18 protein-coding genes are annotated in these 17,176 nt (G+C 71.9%); 8 read left to right on the forward strand and 10 right to left on the reverse strand.

Features of this window, described 5'->3' with window-relative positions; translation table 11 throughout:
* Positions 1 to 40: 40 nt before the first annotated feature.
* The 4 genes from BLU82_RS32790 to BLU82_RS32805 form a co-directional block, all read right to left on the reverse strand.
* Positions 41 to 1,060, reverse strand: coding sequence for a glycine betaine ABC transporter substrate-binding protein (locus BLU82_RS32790; protein WP_092624982.1), 1,020 nt, complete (start codon positions 1,058 to 1,060; stop codon positions 41 to 43).
* 62 nt (positions 1,061 to 1,122) lie between these two features.
* Positions 1,123 to 1,998 carry a proline/glycine betaine ABC transporter permease gene (locus tag BLU82_RS32795; protein ID WP_092624983.1) on the reverse strand — a complete coding sequence of 292 codons (876 nt, stop codon included), beginning with the start codon at positions 1,996 to 1,998 and terminating at the stop codon, positions 1,123 to 1,125.
* Positions 1,995 to 3,203, reverse strand: coding sequence for a glycine betaine/L-proline ABC transporter ATP-binding protein (locus BLU82_RS32800; RefSeq protein ID WP_092624984.1), 1,209 nt, complete (start codon positions 3,201 to 3,203; stop codon positions 1,995 to 1,997). The genes BLU82_RS32795 and BLU82_RS32800 overlap by 4 nt, the downstream gene beginning before the upstream one ends.
* A gap of 511 nt (positions 3,204 to 3,714) precedes the next feature.
* Positions 3,715 to 5,679 carry a sialidase family protein gene (locus BLU82_RS32805; RefSeq protein WP_157741410.1) on the reverse strand — a complete coding sequence of 655 codons (1,965 nt, stop codon included), beginning with the start codon at positions 5,677 to 5,679 and terminating at the stop codon, positions 3,715 to 3,717.
* Positions 5,680 to 5,853: 174 nt separating this feature from the next.
* Here BLU82_RS32805 and BLU82_RS32810 point away from each other — a divergent pair, with 174 nt between their 5' ends.
* The gene (locus tag BLU82_RS32810) at positions 5,854 to 6,126 is read left to right on the forward strand and encodes a peptidoglycan-binding protein (protein ID WP_157741411.1); all 273 of its coding nucleotides are present in this window, start codon (positions 5,854 to 5,856) and stop codon (positions 6,124 to 6,126) included.
* Between the two features lie 18 nt (positions 6,127 to 6,144).
* Here the strand turns inward: BLU82_RS32810 and BLU82_RS32815 are convergent, their stop codons facing one another.
* Positions 6,145 to 6,666 carry an MOSC domain-containing protein gene (locus tag BLU82_RS32815; RefSeq protein ID WP_092624987.1) on the reverse strand — a complete coding sequence of 174 codons (522 nt, stop codon included), beginning with the start codon at positions 6,664 to 6,666 and terminating at the stop codon, positions 6,145 to 6,147.
* 69 nt (positions 6,667 to 6,735) lie between these two features.
* Between BLU82_RS32815 and BLU82_RS32820 the strand changes: the two genes are divergently transcribed.
* The 5 genes from BLU82_RS32820 (at position 6,736) to BLU82_RS32840 (ending at position 9,738) form a co-directional block, all read left to right on the forward strand.
* Positions 6,736 to 7,281: a TetR/AcrR family transcriptional regulator gene (locus BLU82_RS32820; protein WP_092626701.1), complete on the forward strand. Its 546-nt coding sequence runs from the start codon at positions 6,736 to 6,738 to the stop codon at positions 7,279 to 7,281.
* Positions 7,278 to 7,973, forward strand: coding sequence for an SGNH/GDSL hydrolase family protein (locus BLU82_RS32825; protein WP_092624988.1), 696 nt, complete (start codon positions 7,278 to 7,280; stop codon positions 7,971 to 7,973). Before BLU82_RS32820 ends, BLU82_RS32825 begins: the two co-directional genes overlap by 4 nt.
* Positions 7,970 to 8,404: a hypothetical protein gene (locus BLU82_RS32830; protein ID WP_092624989.1), complete on the forward strand. Its 435-nt coding sequence runs from the start codon at positions 7,970 to 7,972 to the stop codon at positions 8,402 to 8,404. The genes BLU82_RS32825 and BLU82_RS32830 overlap by 4 nt, the downstream gene beginning before the upstream one ends.
* A 555-nt stretch (positions 8,405 to 8,959) precedes the next feature.
* On the forward strand, positions 8,960 to 9,418 hold the full coding sequence (locus tag BLU82_RS32835) for a GNAT family N-acetyltransferase (RefSeq protein WP_092624990.1): 459 nt from the start codon (positions 8,960 to 8,962) through the stop codon (positions 9,416 to 9,418).
* Positions 9,419 to 9,555: 137 nt separating this feature from the next.
* Entirely contained in the window at positions 9,556 to 9,738 is a 183-nt protein-coding gene (locus tag BLU82_RS32840) for a hypothetical protein (protein WP_092624991.1), read from the forward strand.
* Between the two features lie 31 nt (positions 9,739 to 9,769).
* Here BLU82_RS32840 and BLU82_RS32845 read toward each other — a convergent pair whose 3' ends face one another.
* Both BLU82_RS32845 and BLU82_RS32850 read right to left on the reverse strand, forming a co-directional pair.
* Positions 9,770 to 10,273, reverse strand: coding sequence for a MarR family winged helix-turn-helix transcriptional regulator (locus BLU82_RS32845; protein WP_092624992.1), 504 nt, complete (start codon positions 10,271 to 10,273; stop codon positions 9,770 to 9,772).
* Positions 10,270 to 10,881, reverse strand: a complete 612-nt coding sequence (locus BLU82_RS32850) for a DJ-1/PfpI family protein (protein ID WP_092624993.1) — start codon at positions 10,879 to 10,881, stop codon at positions 10,270 to 10,272. Before BLU82_RS32850 ends, BLU82_RS32845 begins: the two co-directional genes overlap by 4 nt.
* Before the next feature lie 70 nt (positions 10,882 to 10,951).
* Between BLU82_RS32850 and BLU82_RS32855 the strand changes: the two genes are divergently transcribed.
* A complete protein-coding gene (locus BLU82_RS32855; RefSeq protein WP_092624994.1) occupies positions 10,952 to 12,811 on the forward strand; it encodes a DUF262 domain-containing protein in 1,860 nt (619 codons plus the stop codon).
* Between the two features lie 70 nt (positions 12,812 to 12,881).
* Here the strand turns inward: BLU82_RS32855 and BLU82_RS32860 are convergent, their stop codons facing one another.
* The 3 genes from BLU82_RS32860 to BLU82_RS32870 form a co-directional block, all read right to left on the reverse strand.
* Complete coding sequence (locus tag BLU82_RS32860) at positions 12,882 to 13,646, reverse strand: ABC transporter permease (protein ID WP_092624995.1); 765 nt, start codon at positions 13,644 to 13,646, stop codon at positions 12,882 to 12,884.
* On the reverse strand, positions 13,643 to 14,446 hold the full coding sequence (locus BLU82_RS32865) for an ABC transporter ATP-binding protein (protein ID WP_092624996.1): 804 nt from the start codon (positions 14,444 to 14,446) through the stop codon (positions 13,643 to 13,645). Before BLU82_RS32865 ends, BLU82_RS32860 begins: the two co-directional genes overlap by 4 nt.
* A 104-nt stretch (positions 14,447 to 14,550) precedes the next feature.
* Positions 14,551 to 15,651 (reverse strand): sulfite oxidase, encoded by a 1,101-nt coding sequence (locus tag BLU82_RS32870; RefSeq protein WP_092624997.1) that lies wholly within the window; start codon positions 15,649 to 15,651, stop codon positions 14,551 to 14,553.
* A gap of 114 nt (positions 15,652 to 15,765) precedes the next feature.
* Between BLU82_RS32870 and BLU82_RS32875 the strand changes: the two genes are divergently transcribed.
* Positions 15,766 to 17,136: an FAD-binding oxidoreductase gene (locus BLU82_RS32875; RefSeq protein ID WP_092624998.1), complete on the forward strand. Its 1,371-nt coding sequence runs from the start codon at positions 15,766 to 15,768 to the stop codon at positions 17,134 to 17,136.
* Positions 17,137 to 17,176 lie beyond the last annotated feature (40 nt).

Consider the following 17,176-nt stretch of genomic DNA (forward strand, 5'->3'; position numbering starts at 1 on the left):
CGGGGCCGCAGTGCCGCGGCCCCGCCAGGACGGCGTCGGGTCAGGTCAGCGTGCCGGCCCGCCAGTTCTCGACGAAGTCCGGGTTCGCCTCCAGCCACTGCGCCACGGCGCCGGCGTTGTCCTCGCGGTTGTTCTGCACGACCATGAGGTCCTCGATTTCCAGCAGCTGCTCGTTGGAGAGGTAGAGGTTGCGGATCAGCTGCGCGGCGTTCGGGAACTCCTCGTGGAAGCCCGGCCGGCCGAGGCTGTACAGCCGCTCCGCCTCACCGAGCGAACCCTCCGGGTCCTCCAGGTCGCGGATGTCGTACGCCGCGTAGGCCCAGTGCGGGTGCCACAGCGTGACGGCGATGTTGTCGCCCGAGGCCATCGCGCTGTCCAGCTCGGCGAGCATGGCCGGCGACGAGGAGGTCGGGAACTCCCAGTCCTCCAGGCCGTAGGTCGGGATGACCTCGTTCTGCGTGGTGTTGGTCAGCCCGGCGCCGGGCTCGATGCCGACCAGCCGGCTGCCGTACGCGTCGGCCTCACCGGCGAGGTCGGCCAGCGACTGCGCCGGGGAGTCGGCGTTGACGGCGATGGTGAGGAAGCCCTCGTCGAACCAGCAGCCGGTGTCCTCGAGGTCGTCACCGAACTGCTCGACGTAGTCGGCGTGCGTGTTCGGCAGCCAGGCGTCCATGATGACGTCGATGTCGCCGTCGGCGACGCCGGTGTAGGCCGGGCCCGCCTCGAGCTCTTCGAACTCGACGGTGTAGCCCTGCTCCTCCAGGGCGACCTTGGCCAGCTCGGCGACGACGTAGTTCTCGTCCCAGCCGGTGAAGACGCCGATGGTCAGCGACGTCTCGTCGTCGCCGGTGCCCTCGGCATCGGGGATCTCGGCGTCGCCCTCGGCGGGGTCGCAGCTACCGCTGTCGACGTCGCCGATGGTCTGCACGTCGGCGCCGGCACCGTCACCGGAACCGCCGCCGTCGGCGGACCCGCCGCCGTTGTCGTCGTCGCCGCAACCGGCGAGGACGAGACCGCTCGCGGCCAGGCCGGCCACGAGGGTGAGGGTGGACTTGCGCATGATTCTCCTCTTGATTCGATACCAGGCACTCTGGGTTCGAGGACCAACTCGTGAAGCGACGTTCAGGCGCGCACTCTCGACGCCCGGACGACTGGAGCGCGGTCGGCCAGCGCCGACACCACGCGGTCCAGATAGATGGCGAGCACGACGACGGCCAGACCGGCCTCCACGCCGCGAGCCACGTTCAGGGACTGCAGACCGGCCACGACGTCCAGGCCCAGACCGGCCGCGCCGACCATGGCCGCGAGGACCACCATCGACAGCGACAGCATGATGACCTGGTTGATGCCGGCCATGATCGTCGGCAGCGCCAGTGGCAGCTGGATCTGCCGCAGGATGCGCATCGGCGACGACCCGAACGCCTGCCCGGCCTCCACGACCTCGGTGTCGACCTGCCGGATGGCCAGTTCGGTGAACCGGACGCCGGGCGGCATCGCGAACACGATGGTCGAGATCATGCCGGGGACCACGCCGATGCCGAACGCGCCCAGCGTCGGGATCAGGTAGACCATCGCCGGCATCGTCTGCATGAAGTCGAGCACCGGCCGCACCAGGTTGCTCACCGTCGCCGAACGGGCCGCCCAGATGCCCAGCGGCACGGCCAGGACGCTCCCGATGAACGCGGCCACCAGCACCAGCGCGAGCGTCTGCATGGCGCCGTCCCACTTGTCCATGGCCGCGATCAGGTAGAACCCGACCACGGTGAAGACGGCGAACTTCCACGACCGCACCGCCCAGCCGAGCGCGGCGAACAGCACGATCATCACCAGGAACGGCGGCGCGCTCAGCGCGTCGGTGACGGCGGTGTACGCGCCGTCGAGCACGGTGTCGACGAAGTCGAGCACCGGCTGGAAGGTGTCGGTGAACCAGTCGAACGCGTCGGAGATCCAGGTGCCGACGCGCAACCGCGGGTCCAGCGGATCGAAGGAGTCGCTCATCGGGCCACCTCCAGGTCCGGCTGGGCCTCGGCGAGGCTGGCCATGGCGGTCAGCAGCGTCACCCGCGGGATCACGCCCATCAGCCGGCCGTCGTCGCCCACCACCGCCAGCGGCAGCGCCGACTCGGCGGACGGCGCGAACAGCTCGGCCAGCACGGTGTCGGGGTGCACGGAGGCGGCGTCGGAGACGATGATCGACTCGAGCGTGCTGTCGCCCCGGTTCACGGCCGCCACGACGTCCTCGTCACGGACGACGCCGCGCAGCTTGCGGTCCCGCGCCACGACGAACGCCGCGCTGAGCTGCTTGTCGCGCATGCCGTGCAGGGCCACCCGCGGCCCGGCCGAGGCGTTGACCTCGAGCTGGGCCGGCACCATGACGCTGGACGCGGTGAGCACGCGGGTGCGGTCGACGTCGGCGACGAACTGCGCGACGTAGTCGTTCGCGGGGTCGCGCAGCACCTCCTCCGCCGTCCCCACCTGCACGATGCGGCCGTCGCGCATGACCGCGATGCGATCGCCCAGGCGCATGGCCTCGTTGAGGTCGTGGGTGATGAACACCACCGTCTTGCCGAGGCTGGCCTGCAGCTCCAGCAGCTGGTCCTGCATCTCGCGCCGGATCAGCGGGTCGAGGGCGGAGAACGCCTCGTCCATCAGCATGATGTCGCTGCCGGCGGTGAGCGCCCGGGCCAGCCCGACCCGCTGCTTCATGCCGCCGGACAGCTGGGCCGGGTAGCGGTCCTCCCACCCGCGCAGCCCGACCAGCTCCAGCGCCTCGGCGGCCTTGGCGCGCCGCTCGTCCTTCGGCACACCCTGGATGTCCAGCGCGTATGCCGCGTTCTCGGCGACGGTCCGGTGCGGGAGCAGCGCGAAGTGCTGGAAGACCATGCTGATCTTCTGCTGCCGCACCCGGCGCAGCTCGCTCGCGTCGATACCGGAGATGTCGACGCCGTCGACATAGACATGGCCGGCCGTGGGCTCCCACAGGCCGTTGAGCATTCTGATCAGCGTGGACTTGCCCGATCCGGACAGCCCCATCACGACGAAGATCTCGCCCGGCTGCACCTCGAAGCTCGCGTCGATCACCGCGGGGGTCGCCCCCTGCGCCACGACGTCGGCACGGCTCGCGCCGTCCCTGAGCCGCTGAACGGCGTCGTCGGCGCCTCGGCCGAAGACCTTGAACAGTCCTTCCGCGCGTACGGCGGTCACGCCCTCCCCTTCGTTCGTCTGCCACGCGACGCACCGGTTCCACCGGGCGCGCTTTCGGCGCCCACGTTCAGGGCGGCCGGTGAGCCACGCGACGAGCGACGCGAGCGGGGACGAAAGCGGCACCGCGGGCTTGAGCCCGCACCGTCGGCCGACAACCCCAACCGCGTCTGGTCTGGTTCGGTCGCTGGTGACGCTAGCTCAAGGCGGCGATAGTCGGCCAACCGGACAGGTCCGGAGCAGCGGAATTGTGACGAGTGCAATGCCAAATGGTTACCTGCTGAGACGTTCGGCGTCCATCATGTGGACGATCAAGCGCGCACTGTGGCGCCGGTTACTGCGGCTTGCGACCTGACGACGAGCGAGACGCGGACCGCCCAGGCTGGGCGGTCCGCGTCCGAAACTTGGTGATTCTGACCACGCTCGTCGTGGCGCTGTCGGTGCTCCACGTCGTCGGGCCTGAGCCGTATTCCGAGCGGGCGCTGGAGGTGCTGCGTGTCCTGATCGGTTGGGCTCAGTCGTAGTCGGCGGCAGTGGTGCGGAAGGAGACCACCGTGCGGGCGGCGACGTCGAAGCCGAAGGAGAGGAAGGAGCCGTCGTCGAGCTGGACGGTGGTGGGGTTGGCCTGGTCCTCCCAGCCGGAGTTGTACAACGCCAGCGGCCGCTGGTCCGTCCACGGCCCGGACGGGTCGTCGATCAGCACGCCGTACGTCGGCCGCCCCGCCTGGGCGTAGTTGCCGTACGTCATCAGCACCGAGCCGTCGTCGGTGACCAGCAGGTGCGCCGACGACGCGGGCAGGCCGGTCGGCTCCGGGTCGGTCCAGGTCGCGCCGTCGTCGAAGGAGCGGACGAGGGTCGACTCGCTCTCGATCGCCAGCAGGTTGTCGTGCCGCCGGATCTGCATGACCAGCTCGCCGCCGGGCAACCGGACGATGTTCGGCTCGCCGTTGGAGAACCGCTCGTCGTCTTCGACGACGGTGCGCTCGTTCGCCGCGGGGAACGAGCGGCCGCCGTCCGTGCTGCGGGCGACCCGCGCGCCGTACCCGTACAGCGGCTGCAGGATGTCGCCGTTCGGCAGCTCGACGGCGGGACCGTGCTGCCAGGCGCCCGGCTGCGCACTCTCGACCTGTGTGACCTCGGGGAACGTCAGCCCGCCGTCGGCCGAGCGGTAGACGAACGTGCCGAGGTTGCTCTCGGGGCTGGTCGACCAGTCGGTGCGGAACACCGTCAGCAGCACCGTGCCGTCGCGCAGCACGCTGAGCTTCGGGTCGCGGTTGTCGGCGCCGGCGGTGGCCGCGACGGTGACGGGGGCGGTCCAGGTGGCGCCGCCGTCGGCGGAGCGGACCATGCGGACGACGCCGTCGGCCTTCGTGTGCGCGTCGGCGTAGTGGTAGGCCAGCACGATGGTGCCGTCGGCCAGCCGGACGGCGTCGGGGAAGCGCGGCTCGGCGGCGCCCTCCGGCTCCTGCGCGACGACCTGGGCAGGGATCGGCGCGTACGCCTGGATCCGCATCTGGGTCGACCGCGTGACGCCGGTGCGCAGGTCGGTGACGGTGACGGTGACCGGGTGCAGGCCGATGTCGGCGGCGTCGATCGGGGCGCTGACGGCCAGCCGGCCGGGCTCGCCGTGCACGCGGCCCGGGAACGGCTCGGCGACGCCGTCGACGACGACGCTGGCCCGGACCTGCGCGGCCCGCACACCGGGTGCGTCGATGGTGGCGACGACGGTGGACGCCGGGTGCTTCTCGGCGACGTAGGACGGGAGGGCGCCGGTGACGAGCAGCCCTTCGGCCAGCGCCGGGCTGGCCGGGTCGAGCTCGCTCAGGGCGACGTCGTCCAGGTACGCGTCCGAGCCGACCCCGGCCGCGCCGCTGGAGGCCAGCTCGAGGCCGGTGATCGCGGTGCCGCCGGACGCGCGCACCGTGGTACGGAACGACATTCCGTTCACCGTCAGCACGGCCGCGTCGCCGCTCGCGTCGATGCGGACCCGGCTCGGGTGGTCGCGCGCCGTGAGCATCGGGACGGTGGCCAGGCGCAGGTACTGCCGTCCGTCGTAGACCAGGACCTGCGCGGTGGTGCTGCCGCCGTACGCGTACACCGGGGTGATCATGAACCGATACGCGCCGAGCGCCGGGTTGTCGCCGTCGGCGTGCACGGCGAGGAACACCGCCTGCCGCGTCGTGTGCATCGCGAGGTCGAACTCGAACCGCCTGGCAGCGGCGGCGGGGGCGGGAATCTGCAGGCGAGACTGGAGCGTCGCCGTGTAGTCGGCCAGGTGCACCGCGCGGTTCCCGGGCGGCCCGAACGGCGCCTCGGCGACGGTGATGTCGCCCTGCGTGGTGTAGCCGGCGGGCGCCGCGCCGAGCGGCTCGGCGTCGAACGTCCGGACCTCGCCGGACGCGGCGGCCGACGTGCTCACCCCCAGCCCGGCGGCGAGTCCCAGCGCGGCGATGGCGGCGACGACGGCGGTGCGTGGCATGCGTCCACTCCCTGACAAGTCCGGCGGATCGACATGAAACGTCGTGCCACGGTAGCTGTGTGGGCGGGGCCGGGCAAGAGCTTGCCGCGAGATTCGTCCCGGTTCCGCTGCGGTGGCAGCCATCCGGTCCCTACGCTGTGGTCCACGATCGTCGCCGATCACGCTGGAGGGGACATGTCCGAAGCTGTGGTGGTCGAGGTGGTTCCGTATCCCGGTCCCGACGTGTTCGGGGCGGGCAAGGTCAACGACTACGTGCTCCTGGTCGGCTCGGCATTGGTGCTGCGGAGCAAGAAATACCGCGACCTCTACAAGGAAGGTCCCAGCCGCACGTGGTCGGCCACCGACCAGGCCGCCGTCAAGGCGTTCCAGGAGGATCAGGGCTGGAAGGGCACCGACGCCGACGGCATCCCCGGCAAGCAGACCTGGCAGCGACTCGGCCTCGGCTGACGTTCGACGTGCGGCCGCTCACTCGAGGGTGAGGATCGCCGGCCCGAGCCGCAGCACGCCGTCGTCGAGCGGGGTGCAGCGGACTCCGCCGCGGCCGCGGAGCCCGCGGAACGCGCCTGGTGCCAGGGTGACGTCCATCCAGGCGCACGGATTGGCCGGCCGGTTGGCCTGGAATCGGACCGGGCCCGCGCCGGAATCGAGTGCGAACACCGCGCCCGGCGCCGGCCGCCGCGCCGCGAGCTGATCGACCGGGAACCCGCGGATCGTGATGTTGCGCCTGGTCAGCAGCGGATCCAGCGGTTGCTCCACGCCCAGCGACGCGGCGAGGTCGTCCAGTGCGGCCGCGTCGAACACCGTGACGGCGGCGTTGCGGTGCGCCGGTCGGCCGAAGTAGCGGTCGCCGACAAGTCCGAGTCCGGCGCGCACCGTGACCTCCGTCCGGGCGGCGGGCTCCGGATCGGGCCGGGGCCCGTCCTGCGGCCGGCCTTCGTACGCGTGCACCGGTGAGACCAGCAGCGTCACGATCTCGACCGCGTTCATCCGACCTCCGCGGAGCAGTCTAGGTGGCGCCCTTGTAAGTAAGTACTTACTTCTGTCATGCTGCGGGGCATGGCAGAGGTACGCAGTACCGCTTCGCAGCGGCGAGCCGACGCCGTCGCCGTCGCGATGCGGGTCATCGCCGACGACGGCCTGACGACGGGCGCGCTGCAACGCGTCGCGGACGAGATCGGAGTGTCGCAGCCGTACGTCTTCCGGCTCTTCGGCAGCAAGCAGGGGCTGCTGCTGGCCTGCGTCGACGAGGTGGAGGAGCGGGTGCGGACGGCGTTCCGCGCGGCCGCGGCCGACCGGCCCGGCGACCCGATGACGGCGATGGGCGCGGGCTTTCGCGAGCTGCTCTCCGGCGGCGTCACGGGCGGGCTGTGGTTGCAGGCGTCGGCGATCGCCCGGCGCGACGAGGTGGTGGCGGAGCGCTGCCGCGGCGTCATCACCGTCCTCCTCGGCGAGTCGGCCGCGCTGACCGGCGCCGGCGCCGACGACCTCGCCCGGTTCCTGGCCGACGGCGCGCTGGTGGTGCTGCTACAGGCCATCGGCGTCGATCTCGCTGACGGCACGCGGGCGGCCGTCGGCTCCCTGCTGCCCGGTGCGGCGTCGTGAACCGGCTGTTGCTCCCGCTGGCGGCGGTGCAGGGGATGTGGGTGCGTTCGACGTTCACGCTGGCCGAGCCGGTCGACTCGCGGGTGGCGGGCACCGTGGGTGTCGGCGAAGGCGCGCCGCTGCGGGTGGCCGTGCTCGGCGAGTCGACGGCGGCCGGGTCGGGCGTCTCCTCGCACGACGACGGGTTCGCCGGCGCGCTGGCGGGGCTGCTCGCCGGCCGGACCGGCCGCCCCGTCTCCTGGACGGTGGCCGCGCAGCACGGCGCGACGGCGCGACGGGTCCGGCACCGGCTGCTGCCCCGCCTGACCGGCTCGTACGACGTGGCCGTGGTGCTGGCCGGTGCGAACGACGTGCTCACCCGGCGCTCGCCGGCCGACTGGGGCGCCGACCTCGCCGCGATCGTCGACGGTCTCGCGGACCGTTCGGCCTGGGTGGTCGTCGCGGGGGTGCCGCCGTTCGGGCTGTTCCCGGCGCTGCCGCGGACGCTGCGGCGCTACCTCGGTGAGCGGGCGGCCGCCCTCGACGCGGTGTCGCGGGACGTTTGCGCGGTGCGGCCGCGGGCGGCGTGGACGACGGTCGTGTCGGACGGGCTGCCGTCGATGGACTTCTTCAGCGCCGACCGCTTCCATCCGTCCGCGACCGGCTACCACGTCTGGGCCTCCGCCGTCGCCGCCGCGATCCCGTCGCCATGACCCTTCTCCCGTTCGTCGACGAGCGCCAGGTGCTGGTCCCCGCCCCGCCGTCCGCCGTGTGGGCGGCGCTGGGTGAGCAGGTGGGCGACCTGCGCGGGGGAGGCGCGCTGGCGTGGCTGCTCGGGACCACGCCGCGGCGGGCGTCGGGGGTGCCGCTCGTGCCGGGCGCGACGGTGCCGGGGTTCGCGGTGGCGGCGGCGGAGCCGGAGCGGCTGGTCCGGCTGGTCGGGCGGCACCGGTTCTCCCGCTATGCGTTGACGTTCACGCTCGCCGCGACCCCGGGCGGGACCACGGTTGGTGCGCGCACCGAGGCCGCCTTCCCCGGCCCGCACGGCCGCGCCTACCGCCTGCTCGTCATCACCTCCGGCGCCCATCGCCTCGCCGTCGCCCGCCTCCTCCGCGACGTCCGCCAACGCGCCGTCGCAGGCTGATCCACCCGGGCGCGGCGGGGTGGGCGGGGCGCGTGGGTGGGGCGAGCGCGCGCCGGTCGAGGGCGCGCGAGTGTCAGTGCCCGCCCGTAGGGTGGGCCCCGCCCGGGCCGGGAGGGGTCTGCAGACAGTGCACCGAACCGCCGAGGAATGCGTGGTGCGAGTGCGGCCGGCCGAGGCGGAGGGCACCGGGCGCCGATCGAGCGCGCGCGAGTGTCAGTGCCCGCCCGTAGGGTGGGCCCCACCCGGGCCGGGAGGGGTCTGCAGACAGTGCACCGAACCGCCGAGGAATGCGTGGTGCGAGTGCGGCCGGCCGTGGGCTTGTGTGGTGCGAGTGTGGCGGCCGGCCGGATGCACGCGTGGTGAGAGCGCAGCCGGCCGAGGCGGAGGGGCCGATCGAGCGCGCGCGAGTGTCAGTGCCCGCCCGTAGGGTGGGCCCCACCCGGGCCGGGAGGGGTCTGCGGACGGCGCAGCGCAACGTCGGGCGGGCGGTCGGCGCGAAACGTGGCGAACATCGGCGAAACCTCGACGTGACATACGCGTCCTAGCGTCGTCATCATGCACATCGCCGTCGACGACCTGGCGGGGGCGGAGATCGCGGAGTTCCTGGACGAGCACGTCCGCGAGCTGCGGTCCATCACGCCGCCCGAGAGCAAGCACGCCCTCGACCTCGACGGCCTGCGCCGGCCGGGGGTCACGTTCTGGGCGGTCCGCGACGACGCCGGGACGGTCGTCGGGTGTGGGGCCATCTCGCGGCTGGACCAGCAGCACGCCGAGCTGAAGTCGATGCGGACGGCGACCGCCCGCAAGCGCAGCGGCATCGCGTCGCTGCTGCTCGGCCACATCGTCGGCGAGGCGCGGGCGATGGGGTACCGGCGGCTCAGCCTCGAGACCGGGTCGGACGCGTTCTTCCAGCCGGCCCGGCGGCTCTACGAGAAGTTCGGGTTCGACTACTGCCCGCCGTTCGCCGGCTACGGCCCCGACCCGCTCAGCGTGTTCATGACCCGTCCGCTGTGACGCAGATCACAGATCGCGCGGCGTGCTGATCCCGTGACCGGCGGTCTCCTACCGGACGAGGGGTGCAGCCTCCTCCGGGGGTGTGGTGGACGCCGAAGGCCCGGAGGAGGGTGCCCCTCGGGAGAGGAGGCCGCGACATGGCGACGCCGAGGCGGGGGGGGTTCCGGTCGGATCGGCGCAGGTTCGCCGAGGTCCTGACGCCGGCGTTCGCGCGCGACCTGCGCGGCACGCTGATGCAGGTCCAGTGGGCCGCGTCGGCGGCGATCGTGCTCACGCTGCTGGCCGCCGTGCTGGTGGCGGGGCTGCGCGTCCAGCCCTGACCGACTCGAGCGGCGCCCAGCCCCGACGACATCAGCCGCCGGCCGGGCGGTCCGCCTCGAGGACGGCGACCAGCGCGCGCATGGTGTCCAGCGCGCGGGTGAGGTCGCCGAGGTCGAGTTGCGAGCCGATGTGCTCGGCCCACGGATGCTGCACCAGCGAGATGCGGCGGATCGCCCAGTAGCCGGCCTCGGTGCAGGCCAGCAGTTTGGCCCGGCGGTGCGCGGGGTTGTCGCGGTACTCCGCCAGCCCCTGTTCGACCAGCAGGTCGGCCACGCGGCGCACGCCCTGCCGTGACATCCCCATGAGCCTGCCGATGTCGGCGTGGGTGCGCGGCTGGTCGAGGACGCCGCCGAGCACCTGCCACCACGCGGCGGTGATGCCGCCGGCGGCCGCCATGTCCTGCGCGGCCTCCATCAGCCGGGCGTTGAGCCGGAACGTCGTCAACGCGAGGTCGGTGAGCACCTCGCCCGCGGGGGTGGCCGGCTCGGGCTCCGGCCACTCCGCGCGCGGCGGGACCTCCGTCGTCGCCGTCATGCTGCCCGCATGAGCACCGGGAACGCGCTCGCGTCGGCGGCGTGGAACACGGCCTCGTAGGCCTGCAGCGTCTCCTCCGATGCCAGGCCGAGCCGGCTCATCGTCGCCCGGGCGAACTGCACCGGCGAGTCCGGCCCGGCGGTGACGACGTCGCCACCGACGACGGCGCGCGCGTCGACGTAGCGGTCGCGGCCGCCGTAGCCGGGCTGCATGGTGACGTACTCGAGCGCCGCGCTGGTGTGGTCGCGGTCGTCCAGCAGCCCCGCCCGCGCGAGGCCGGCCGTCGCGCCGCAGATGGCGGCGACCGGCACCCGCGCGTCGAGGAACCGCCGGGCGGTGTCGGTCCATGCCTGCCCGCCGCCGGTGTCCCACATCTCCGCGCCGGCCAGCACCAGCAGGTCGCTCGACTCGGGCGCGAGGTCGGCGAGCACCATGTCCGGGACGATGCGCATGCCGCCCATGGTGGTGATCGGCTCGGCCGTCTCGGCGACGGTGACGACGTTCCACGGCGTGCCGGTGAACCGGCCGGTGCGCAGCTCCACGAGCAAGTGCCCGATCTCGGAGTCGGCGAGCGTGTCGTACAGGGCGATGTGCGCTGTCTGTGTCATAGACAACATGTTGTCACTTCGGGAACATGTTGTCAATAGTTCTGTCCGGACATCCTGTGACGATGCCGTCATGGGCTTCCAGACGCCTCAGTACGAACTGGCCGACTATTTGAAGTGGACCGCCGGCGGCAAGATCCAACTGCCGGACTTCCAGCGCGCGTACAAGTGGGAGGACGAGCGGATCAGGCAGCTCCTGGTCACCATCCTCAAGGGTCATCCGCTCGGCGTGGTGATGCTGTTGCACTCCGGCAACGACCAGATCCGGTTCAAGCCACGACCCGTCGAGGGGGTCGTCCTGCCCGACGGCGTCGAAGCGGACTGGCTACTCCTGGACGGCCAGCAGCGGCTCACTTCACTGACCCAGGCGCTCACCGGCGACGGCGTGGTCGCCACCAAGGACAGCCGCGGCAAGCTCCTGCAGCGCCGCTACTACATCGACATGGCGCTGGCGCTCGAGGGCGAAGCGCGGATGGACGAGGCTGTGCGCTCGATCCCCGGAGACGGCATCGTCCGGGAGAACTTCGGCAAGGAGGTCGTCCTCGATCTGTCCGACCCGGAAAAGGAGCGCGCAGCAGGGCTGTTCCCGGTGCGGTTGCTCTTCGGCGGCGCGGCGACCGGCACCTGGATGTTCGCCTGCGAGGACAAGGGGCAGGCCACGCAGTTCTGGGCCGACGTCGTGCAGCCGGCGTCCACCTACAACATCCCGGCCATCGAGCTGGACAAGTTCACCAGCAAGTCCGCGGTGGCTACCGTCTTCGAGAAGGTCAACACCGGGGGACTGCCGCTCAACGTCTTCGAGCTACTTACCGCCGTCTTCGCCGGTGACGCCGCCTATTTCGCCGAGCACGGCACCGACTTCCGACTCAACGACGACTGGACCCGGACCAAGGAACGGTTCGCCGCGCAGCCGGTGCTGAGCGGGGTCGAGAACACCGACTTCCTCCAGGCCGTGTGCCTGCTCGCCACTCTGAAGCGTGCAGCCGCCCACGAGGGCAATGGCAAGCCGCCGGCGGTGTCCGCGCGCCGCGAGGACGTGCTGACGCTGCGGCTCGACGACTATCTGGAGTGGGTGGAGCCGCTGCGCAAGGCGTTCCTGTGGTCGGCCACCTTCCTCGCCGACCATCACATCTTCAGCGCCAGGTTCCTGCCGTACCCGAAACAACTGGTCCCGTTGTCCGTGCTCAAGGTGCTTCTCGGCTCGGATGCCGATCTGCACGGAGTGCGCAAGAGGCTGGGCGAGTGGTTCTGGTGCGGGATCCTCGGCGAGCTCTACGGCGGCTCCATCGAGACGCGCTTCGCTCGCGACGCCGAGCAGGTCCCGGACTGGGCGCGAGGGCGCGATGACGTGGCGCAGCCCCGGACCGTGGCCGACTTCGGGTTCCGAGCGTCTCGGCTGCTCACACTGCGCACCCGCAACGCGGCCGCCTACAAGGGCATCTACGCGTTGATCATCGGTCAGGGCGCTCGCGACTGGATGTTCGACCAGGCCCTCGACAAGGTGCAATACGTCAATCTGGCCGTCGACATCCATCACGTCTTCCCCTATCGGTGGTGTCTCGACAACGGGATCGACCCCGTCCTGCGCGAGAGCATCGTGAACAAGACGCCGCTCTCCGCGGCCACCAATCGCGCGATCGGCGGTGTGGCACCGTCGCGCTACCTGCCGGTTGTCGAGAAGCGGGCCAGCCTGAATTCAGACGACCTCGACAAGCTGCTCACGAGCCATGGGCTCGACGCCGACGCCATGCGTGCCGACGACTTCGACGGGCACTTCCGCAAGCGGCGCGTGGAGATCCTGCGGCTGATCGAGCAAGCGACCGGAAAGCAGGTCCAGGACGATTTCGAGAACGAGAAGCCTGACGAGGCACCCGAGCGGTTCGATCCCGAGGACGTTGCCGTGATGGCGGACATCGACGACGTCGACAGTTGAGGGTGAAGATCATCAATGATCCGACCATCAGGAGAGGGTCGGATCATTGATGATCATGGGCGAGGTCGGCTCAGTCGTACCGGCGCACCATCCGCAGGTTGAGGAACACCATCAGCGCGCCGAACGCCGCCACCACGCCGAACCCGCGGGCCAGCACGTCCCACTGCAGGTCCTGCAGGATCAGCGACCGCAGCGCCTCCATGACGTACGTGACGGGGTTGAACGTCGCCGCGATCTCCATGGGCCGGGTCAGCAGCTCGCGCGGCACGAAGTTGGGGGTCAGGAACAGCAGCGGGAAGAACACCAGCCCGCCCGAGTTCGTGGCCGCCGCGCTGCGCGTCTTCAACGCGATGAGCTGCATGAACCCGGCGAACACCATGCCCCACAGCGACGTCAGCACGACCAGCAGCACCAGGCCGGCCGGCCCGCTGGCGATCGTCACGCCGAACGGCAGCGCGATGACGACCAGCGCGACCGTGAGCACCGCGGTCTTCGCGCCCTCGGCGATCAGCCGGCCGACCACCAGCGCGGCGCGCGACACAGGCGCCGCCCGCAGCTTGTCGAAGTAGCCGCCCTCGATGTCCTCGACGAGGTACAGCGCGGCCGAGCCGAACGACGCGGCCAGCAGCAGTGAGCTGGGCAGCTGGAACGCCGCGTACGTCTGCCCGTACAGGAACGGGGTGGAGTCGGACGGGAAGATCCGTCCGGCCTGGCCGAAGTTCACCACCAGGAAGAACACCGGGATGAACAGCGTCGGCGCGAGCGCCTCGGGGGTACGCAGCGACTCGCGGATGGCCCGGCGGCCGAGCAGTTCGGTCTGGACGAGCGCACTCATGCCGTCACCTCCTGGACGTCGCCGGCCACGCGTTCGCGGGTGCGGCCGGTCGCGTCGAGGAACACCTCGTCGAGCGTGGGGTCGGACGCCAGGCCGAGCCGCGCGCGCAGCTCCGCCTTCAGCGACGCCGGCGTGCCGGAGCGCACGATGCGGCCGTCGTCGATGATCGCCAGCCGGTCGCAGAGCTGGTCGGCCTCCTCGAGGTACTGGGTGGTGAGGAACACGGTGGTGCCGCGCTGGTTGATGCGCCGCACCTCGTCCCAGACGCCGAGCCGGCTGGCGGGGTCGAGGCCGGTGGTCGGCTCGTCGAGGAACAGCACCTCGGGCCGGTGCACCAGCGCCGACGCGAGGTCGAGCCGGCGCTTCATGCCGCCCGAGTAGCCCTTGATCCGCCTGTCGGCGGCCTCGGTCAGCTCGACCAGTTCGAGCAGTTCCTCCGCCCGGGCCGCCGCGTCGGCCGCGCCGCTGCCGAACAGCCGCGCCTGCAGCTCGATCAGCTCGCGCCCGGTCTGCCGCGGGTCGAGCCCGGCCTCCTGCAGCGCGACGCCGATGCGCCGGCGGACGGCGTCGGGGTCGGCCGTGACGTCGATGCCGGCGACGCGCGCGGTGCCCGACGTGATGGTGAGCAGCGTGGTGAGCATGCGGACGGTCGTCGACTTCCCGGCGCCGTTGGGCCCCAGGAATCCGAAGACCTCACCGGCGGTGACGCCGAGGTCGACGCCGCGGACGGCGTCGACGGTGCCGGATCGGCCGCGATACTGCTTGACCAGGCCCTCGGCCTCGATCGCGAGAGCGTTCATGGTCCCTCCTCGTGGTCCATGCCACGGGGGCGCACGGTGCGTCCCCCCACCGAGACGTCGAACCGTAACCGCCGATACCGACAAGGTCGGCCGAGGAGATGTCGTCAGCGCACGACGACGGTGACCTGCTGCGCGTGGTTGTTGGCCATGCCCTGACGGTTCCAGGCCTGGTCGACGGGCTGCTCGTGGCCGGCGGCGTCGCGGGCGCGGGCACGCAGCTCGTGCCGTCCGGGGTGGGCCGTCCACTCGAACCGCCACGACCGCCACGCGTACGGCGCCGGCTGCGGGCCCAGCTCGGCCGTCCGCCAGCTGCCGCCGTCGTCGGTGCTGACCTCGACGGACTCGACCGGCGCCCAGCCCGACCACGCCCGCCCGGTCAGCTCGACGACGCCGGGGTCGAGCACGCGGACCCGGCTCTGGAAGTCGGGGACGCCGGGCGGCTGGATCAGCGCCCTGGGCAGGATGCGGGTCACCGGCTCGCCGGGGTCGTCGGCCGCCTGTTTCACCCGGTACGCCGTCACGTTCTGGAAGCCGTCGAACGCCGATTCCAGCACGTCGACGCCGACCAGCCACTTCACGTGCGCCATGCCGTACCAGCCGGGGACGATCAGCCGCACGGGCGCGCCGTGCTGCGGCGGCAGCGGCCCGCCGTTCATCTCGTCGGCCAGCAGGACGTCGTCGCGCAGCGCCTCGGCCAGCGGCAGCCCGCGCTGGTACGTCTGCTCGACGCCGCGTTCGAGGCCGCGGTCGGCGCCGGTGAACGCGACGTCGACGGCGGACGTGGCCACGCCGGCCTCGGCGAGCACGGCCGCCAGCGGTGTGCCCGTCCACTCCGCGGTGCCGACCGCTTCGTCCAGCCACGGCTGGCTGACCGGCCGCGGGCTCAGCCGGGCCCGCCCGTTGCCGGCGCACTCCAGCGTGACGCGGTGGGTCACCCGTGGCCGTGCGCGCAGGTCGTCCAGGCTCAGCGAGAGCGGACGGGCGACCGCGCCGGACACCGTCAGGCGCCAGCCGGCCGGGTCGAGCGCCGGGATGTCGTAGTGCGTCAGCAGGTAGTGCAGGCCGGCCGGGGTGACGTCGTAGCGCAACGCCTCCAGCGGCAGGCCGTGGTTGCGGGCGGCGAGCCGCAGCTCGTCGACCGAGACGCCCTCGCCGGGTTCGGCGACGCGCGCCGGTGCGCTCACCCAGTCCTCGACCGTGCCCATCGTCCAGTCGTACTCCCCGTGGCCCCGGCTGGCAACCGTCCGGGCAGGTCACACGCGGCGTCACACGGCACGGTGGGAGAACGGGGACACGGCTGACACCCGAGGGGGAGCACCATGTCCGATTTCACGCTCGACCAGTTGCGCGAGCAGGTCCGCGGCGCCGTGTACGCGTCCGGCGACGACGGCTACGATCAGGCCCGGCGCGTGTACAACGCGATGATCGACCGGCGGCCGCGGGTCGTCGTGCGGGCCGCCAACACCGGCGACGTCGCGACCGCCGTCCGCTACGCCCGCGCCCATGACCTGGAGGTCGCCGTCCGCGGCGGCTCGCACAGCGTGCCCGGCTTCGGCACCGTCGACGACGGGGTCGTCATCGACCTCGCCGCCATGCGCGGGGTCCGGGTCGACCCGGCCGCCCGGACGGCGCGCGCGGAGGGCGGCGCGACCTGGGGCGACTTCAACGCCGCGACGTATCCGTACGGGCTGGCCACGACCGGCGGCATCATCTCGACGACGGGGGTCGGCGGGCTGACGCTGGGCGGTGGCATCGGCTACCTGGCCCGCGGCCTCGGGTTGTCCTGCGACAACCTGGTCTCCGCCGACGTCGTCACCGCGGACGGCAGCATCCTGGTGGCCAGCGAGCAGGAGAACGCCGACCTGTTCTGGGCGCTGCGCGGCGGCGGCGGCAACTTCGGCGTCGTGACGTCGCTGGAGTTCCAGCTGCACCCGGTGAAGGACATCTACGGCGGGCCGATGTTCTTCTCACTCGACGACGCCGCCGATGTGCTGCGGTTCTACCGCGAGTTCATCCAGGACGCGCCCGAGCAGTTCGGCGGTTTCCCGGCGTACCAGATCGCGCCGCCGCTGCCGTTCATCCCGGAGGCCCGTCACGGCGAGCCGTTCCTGGCGTTCGTGTCCTGCTGGGCCGGGCCGATGGACGAGGGCGAGTCGGTGCTCAAGGAACTGCGCGATGTCGCACCGATCGTCGCCGAACACGTCGGCCCGATGCCGTACCCGGCGCTGAACAGCGCGTTCGACGCCCTGGTGCCGCCCGGACTGCAGCACTACTGGAAGGCGAACTTCGTCCGGGACCTGTCGGACGAGGTGATCGCGGCGCACCTCGACCACGGCCCCAAGGTGCCCGTCGTCAACTCGACGATGCACATCTACCCGATCAACGGCGCGGTCCACCGGGTCGCGCCCGACGCCACCGCCTTCGGCCACCGCGAGGCCACCTTCGCGACGGTGATCGCCGGCATGTGGCCGGACCCGGCGCAGAACGACGCGAACATCGGCTGGGTGCGCGACTACTACGCGGCCACCGCGCCGCACTCGGAGGAAGGCGGCTACGTCAACTTCATGGCCGCCGACGACCAGGACCGGGTCGCCGCCAACTACGGCGGCAACTACGAGCGGCTCCGCGCCGTGAAGCGCGTCTACGACCCGGACAACGTGTTCCACCTGAACCAGAACATCGCACCGTAATTCGGTGGCCGCCGTCGCCTCGGCATTGCGACCATGCATC

Origin of the sequence: Jiangella sp. DSM 45060, from assembly GCF_900105175.1 — a bacterium.
Lineage (GTDB): Bacteria > Actinomycetota > Actinomycetes > Jiangellales > Jiangellaceae > Jiangella.

What these genes read in the sequence shown, in the direction of transcription:
- BLU82_RS32870 (WP_092624997.1), bottom strand. Translation starts at nt 15,651, where the DNA reads ATGGGCACGGTCGAGGACTGGGTGAGCGCACCGGCGCGCGTCGCCGAA.
- BLU82_RS32790 (WP_092624982.1), bottom strand. Translation starts at nt 1,060, where the DNA reads ATGCGCAAGTCCACCCTCACCCTCGTGGCCGGCCTGGCCGCGAGCGGT.
- BLU82_RS32820 (WP_092626701.1), top strand. Translation starts at nt 6,736, where the DNA reads ATGGCAGAGGTACGCAGTACCGCTTCGCAGCGGCGAGCCGACGCCGTC.
- BLU82_RS32805 (WP_157741410.1), bottom strand. Translation starts at nt 5,679, where the DNA reads ATGCCACGCACCGCCGTCGTCGCCGCCATCGCCGCGCTGGGACTCGCC.
- BLU82_RS32815 (WP_092624987.1), bottom strand. Translation starts at nt 6,666, where the DNA reads ATGAACGCGGTCGAGATCGTGACGCTGCTGGTCTCACCGGTGCACGCG.
- BLU82_RS32835 (WP_092624990.1), top strand. Translation starts at nt 8,960, where the DNA reads ATGCACATCGCCGTCGACGACCTGGCGGGGGCGGAGATCGCGGAGTTC.
- BLU82_RS32830 (WP_092624989.1), top strand. Translation starts at nt 7,970, where the DNA reads ATGACCCTTCTCCCGTTCGTCGACGAGCGCCAGGTGCTGGTCCCCGCC.
- BLU82_RS32810 (WP_157741411.1), top strand. Translation starts at nt 5,854, where the DNA reads ATGTCCGAAGCTGTGGTGGTCGAGGTGGTTCCGTATCCCGGTCCCGAC.
- BLU82_RS32865 (WP_092624996.1), bottom strand. Translation starts at nt 14,446, where the DNA reads ATGAACGCTCTCGCGATCGAGGCCGAGGGCCTGGTCAAGCAGTATCGC.
- BLU82_RS32855 (WP_092624994.1), top strand. Translation starts at nt 10,952, where the DNA reads ATGGGCTTCCAGACGCCTCAGTACGAACTGGCCGACTATTTGAAGTGG.
- BLU82_RS32845 (WP_092624992.1), bottom strand. Translation starts at nt 10,273, where the DNA reads ATGACGGCGACGACGGAGGTCCCGCCGCGCGCGGAGTGGCCGGAGCCC.
- BLU82_RS32860 (WP_092624995.1), bottom strand. Translation starts at nt 13,646, where the DNA reads ATGAGTGCGCTCGTCCAGACCGAACTGCTCGGCCGCCGGGCCATCCGC.
- BLU82_RS32840 (WP_092624991.1), top strand. Translation starts at nt 9,556, where the DNA reads ATGGCGACGCCGAGGCGGGGGGGGTTCCGGTCGGATCGGCGCAGGTTC.
- BLU82_RS32850 (WP_092624993.1), bottom strand. Translation starts at nt 10,881, where the DNA reads ATGACACAGACAGCGCACATCGCCCTGTACGACACGCTCGCCGACTCC.
- BLU82_RS32875 (WP_092624998.1), top strand. Translation starts at nt 15,766, where the DNA reads ATGTCCGATTTCACGCTCGACCAGTTGCGCGAGCAGGTCCGCGGCGCC.
- BLU82_RS32795 (WP_092624983.1), bottom strand. Translation starts at nt 1,998, where the DNA reads ATGAGCGACTCCTTCGATCCGCTGGACCCGCGGTTGCGCGTCGGCACC.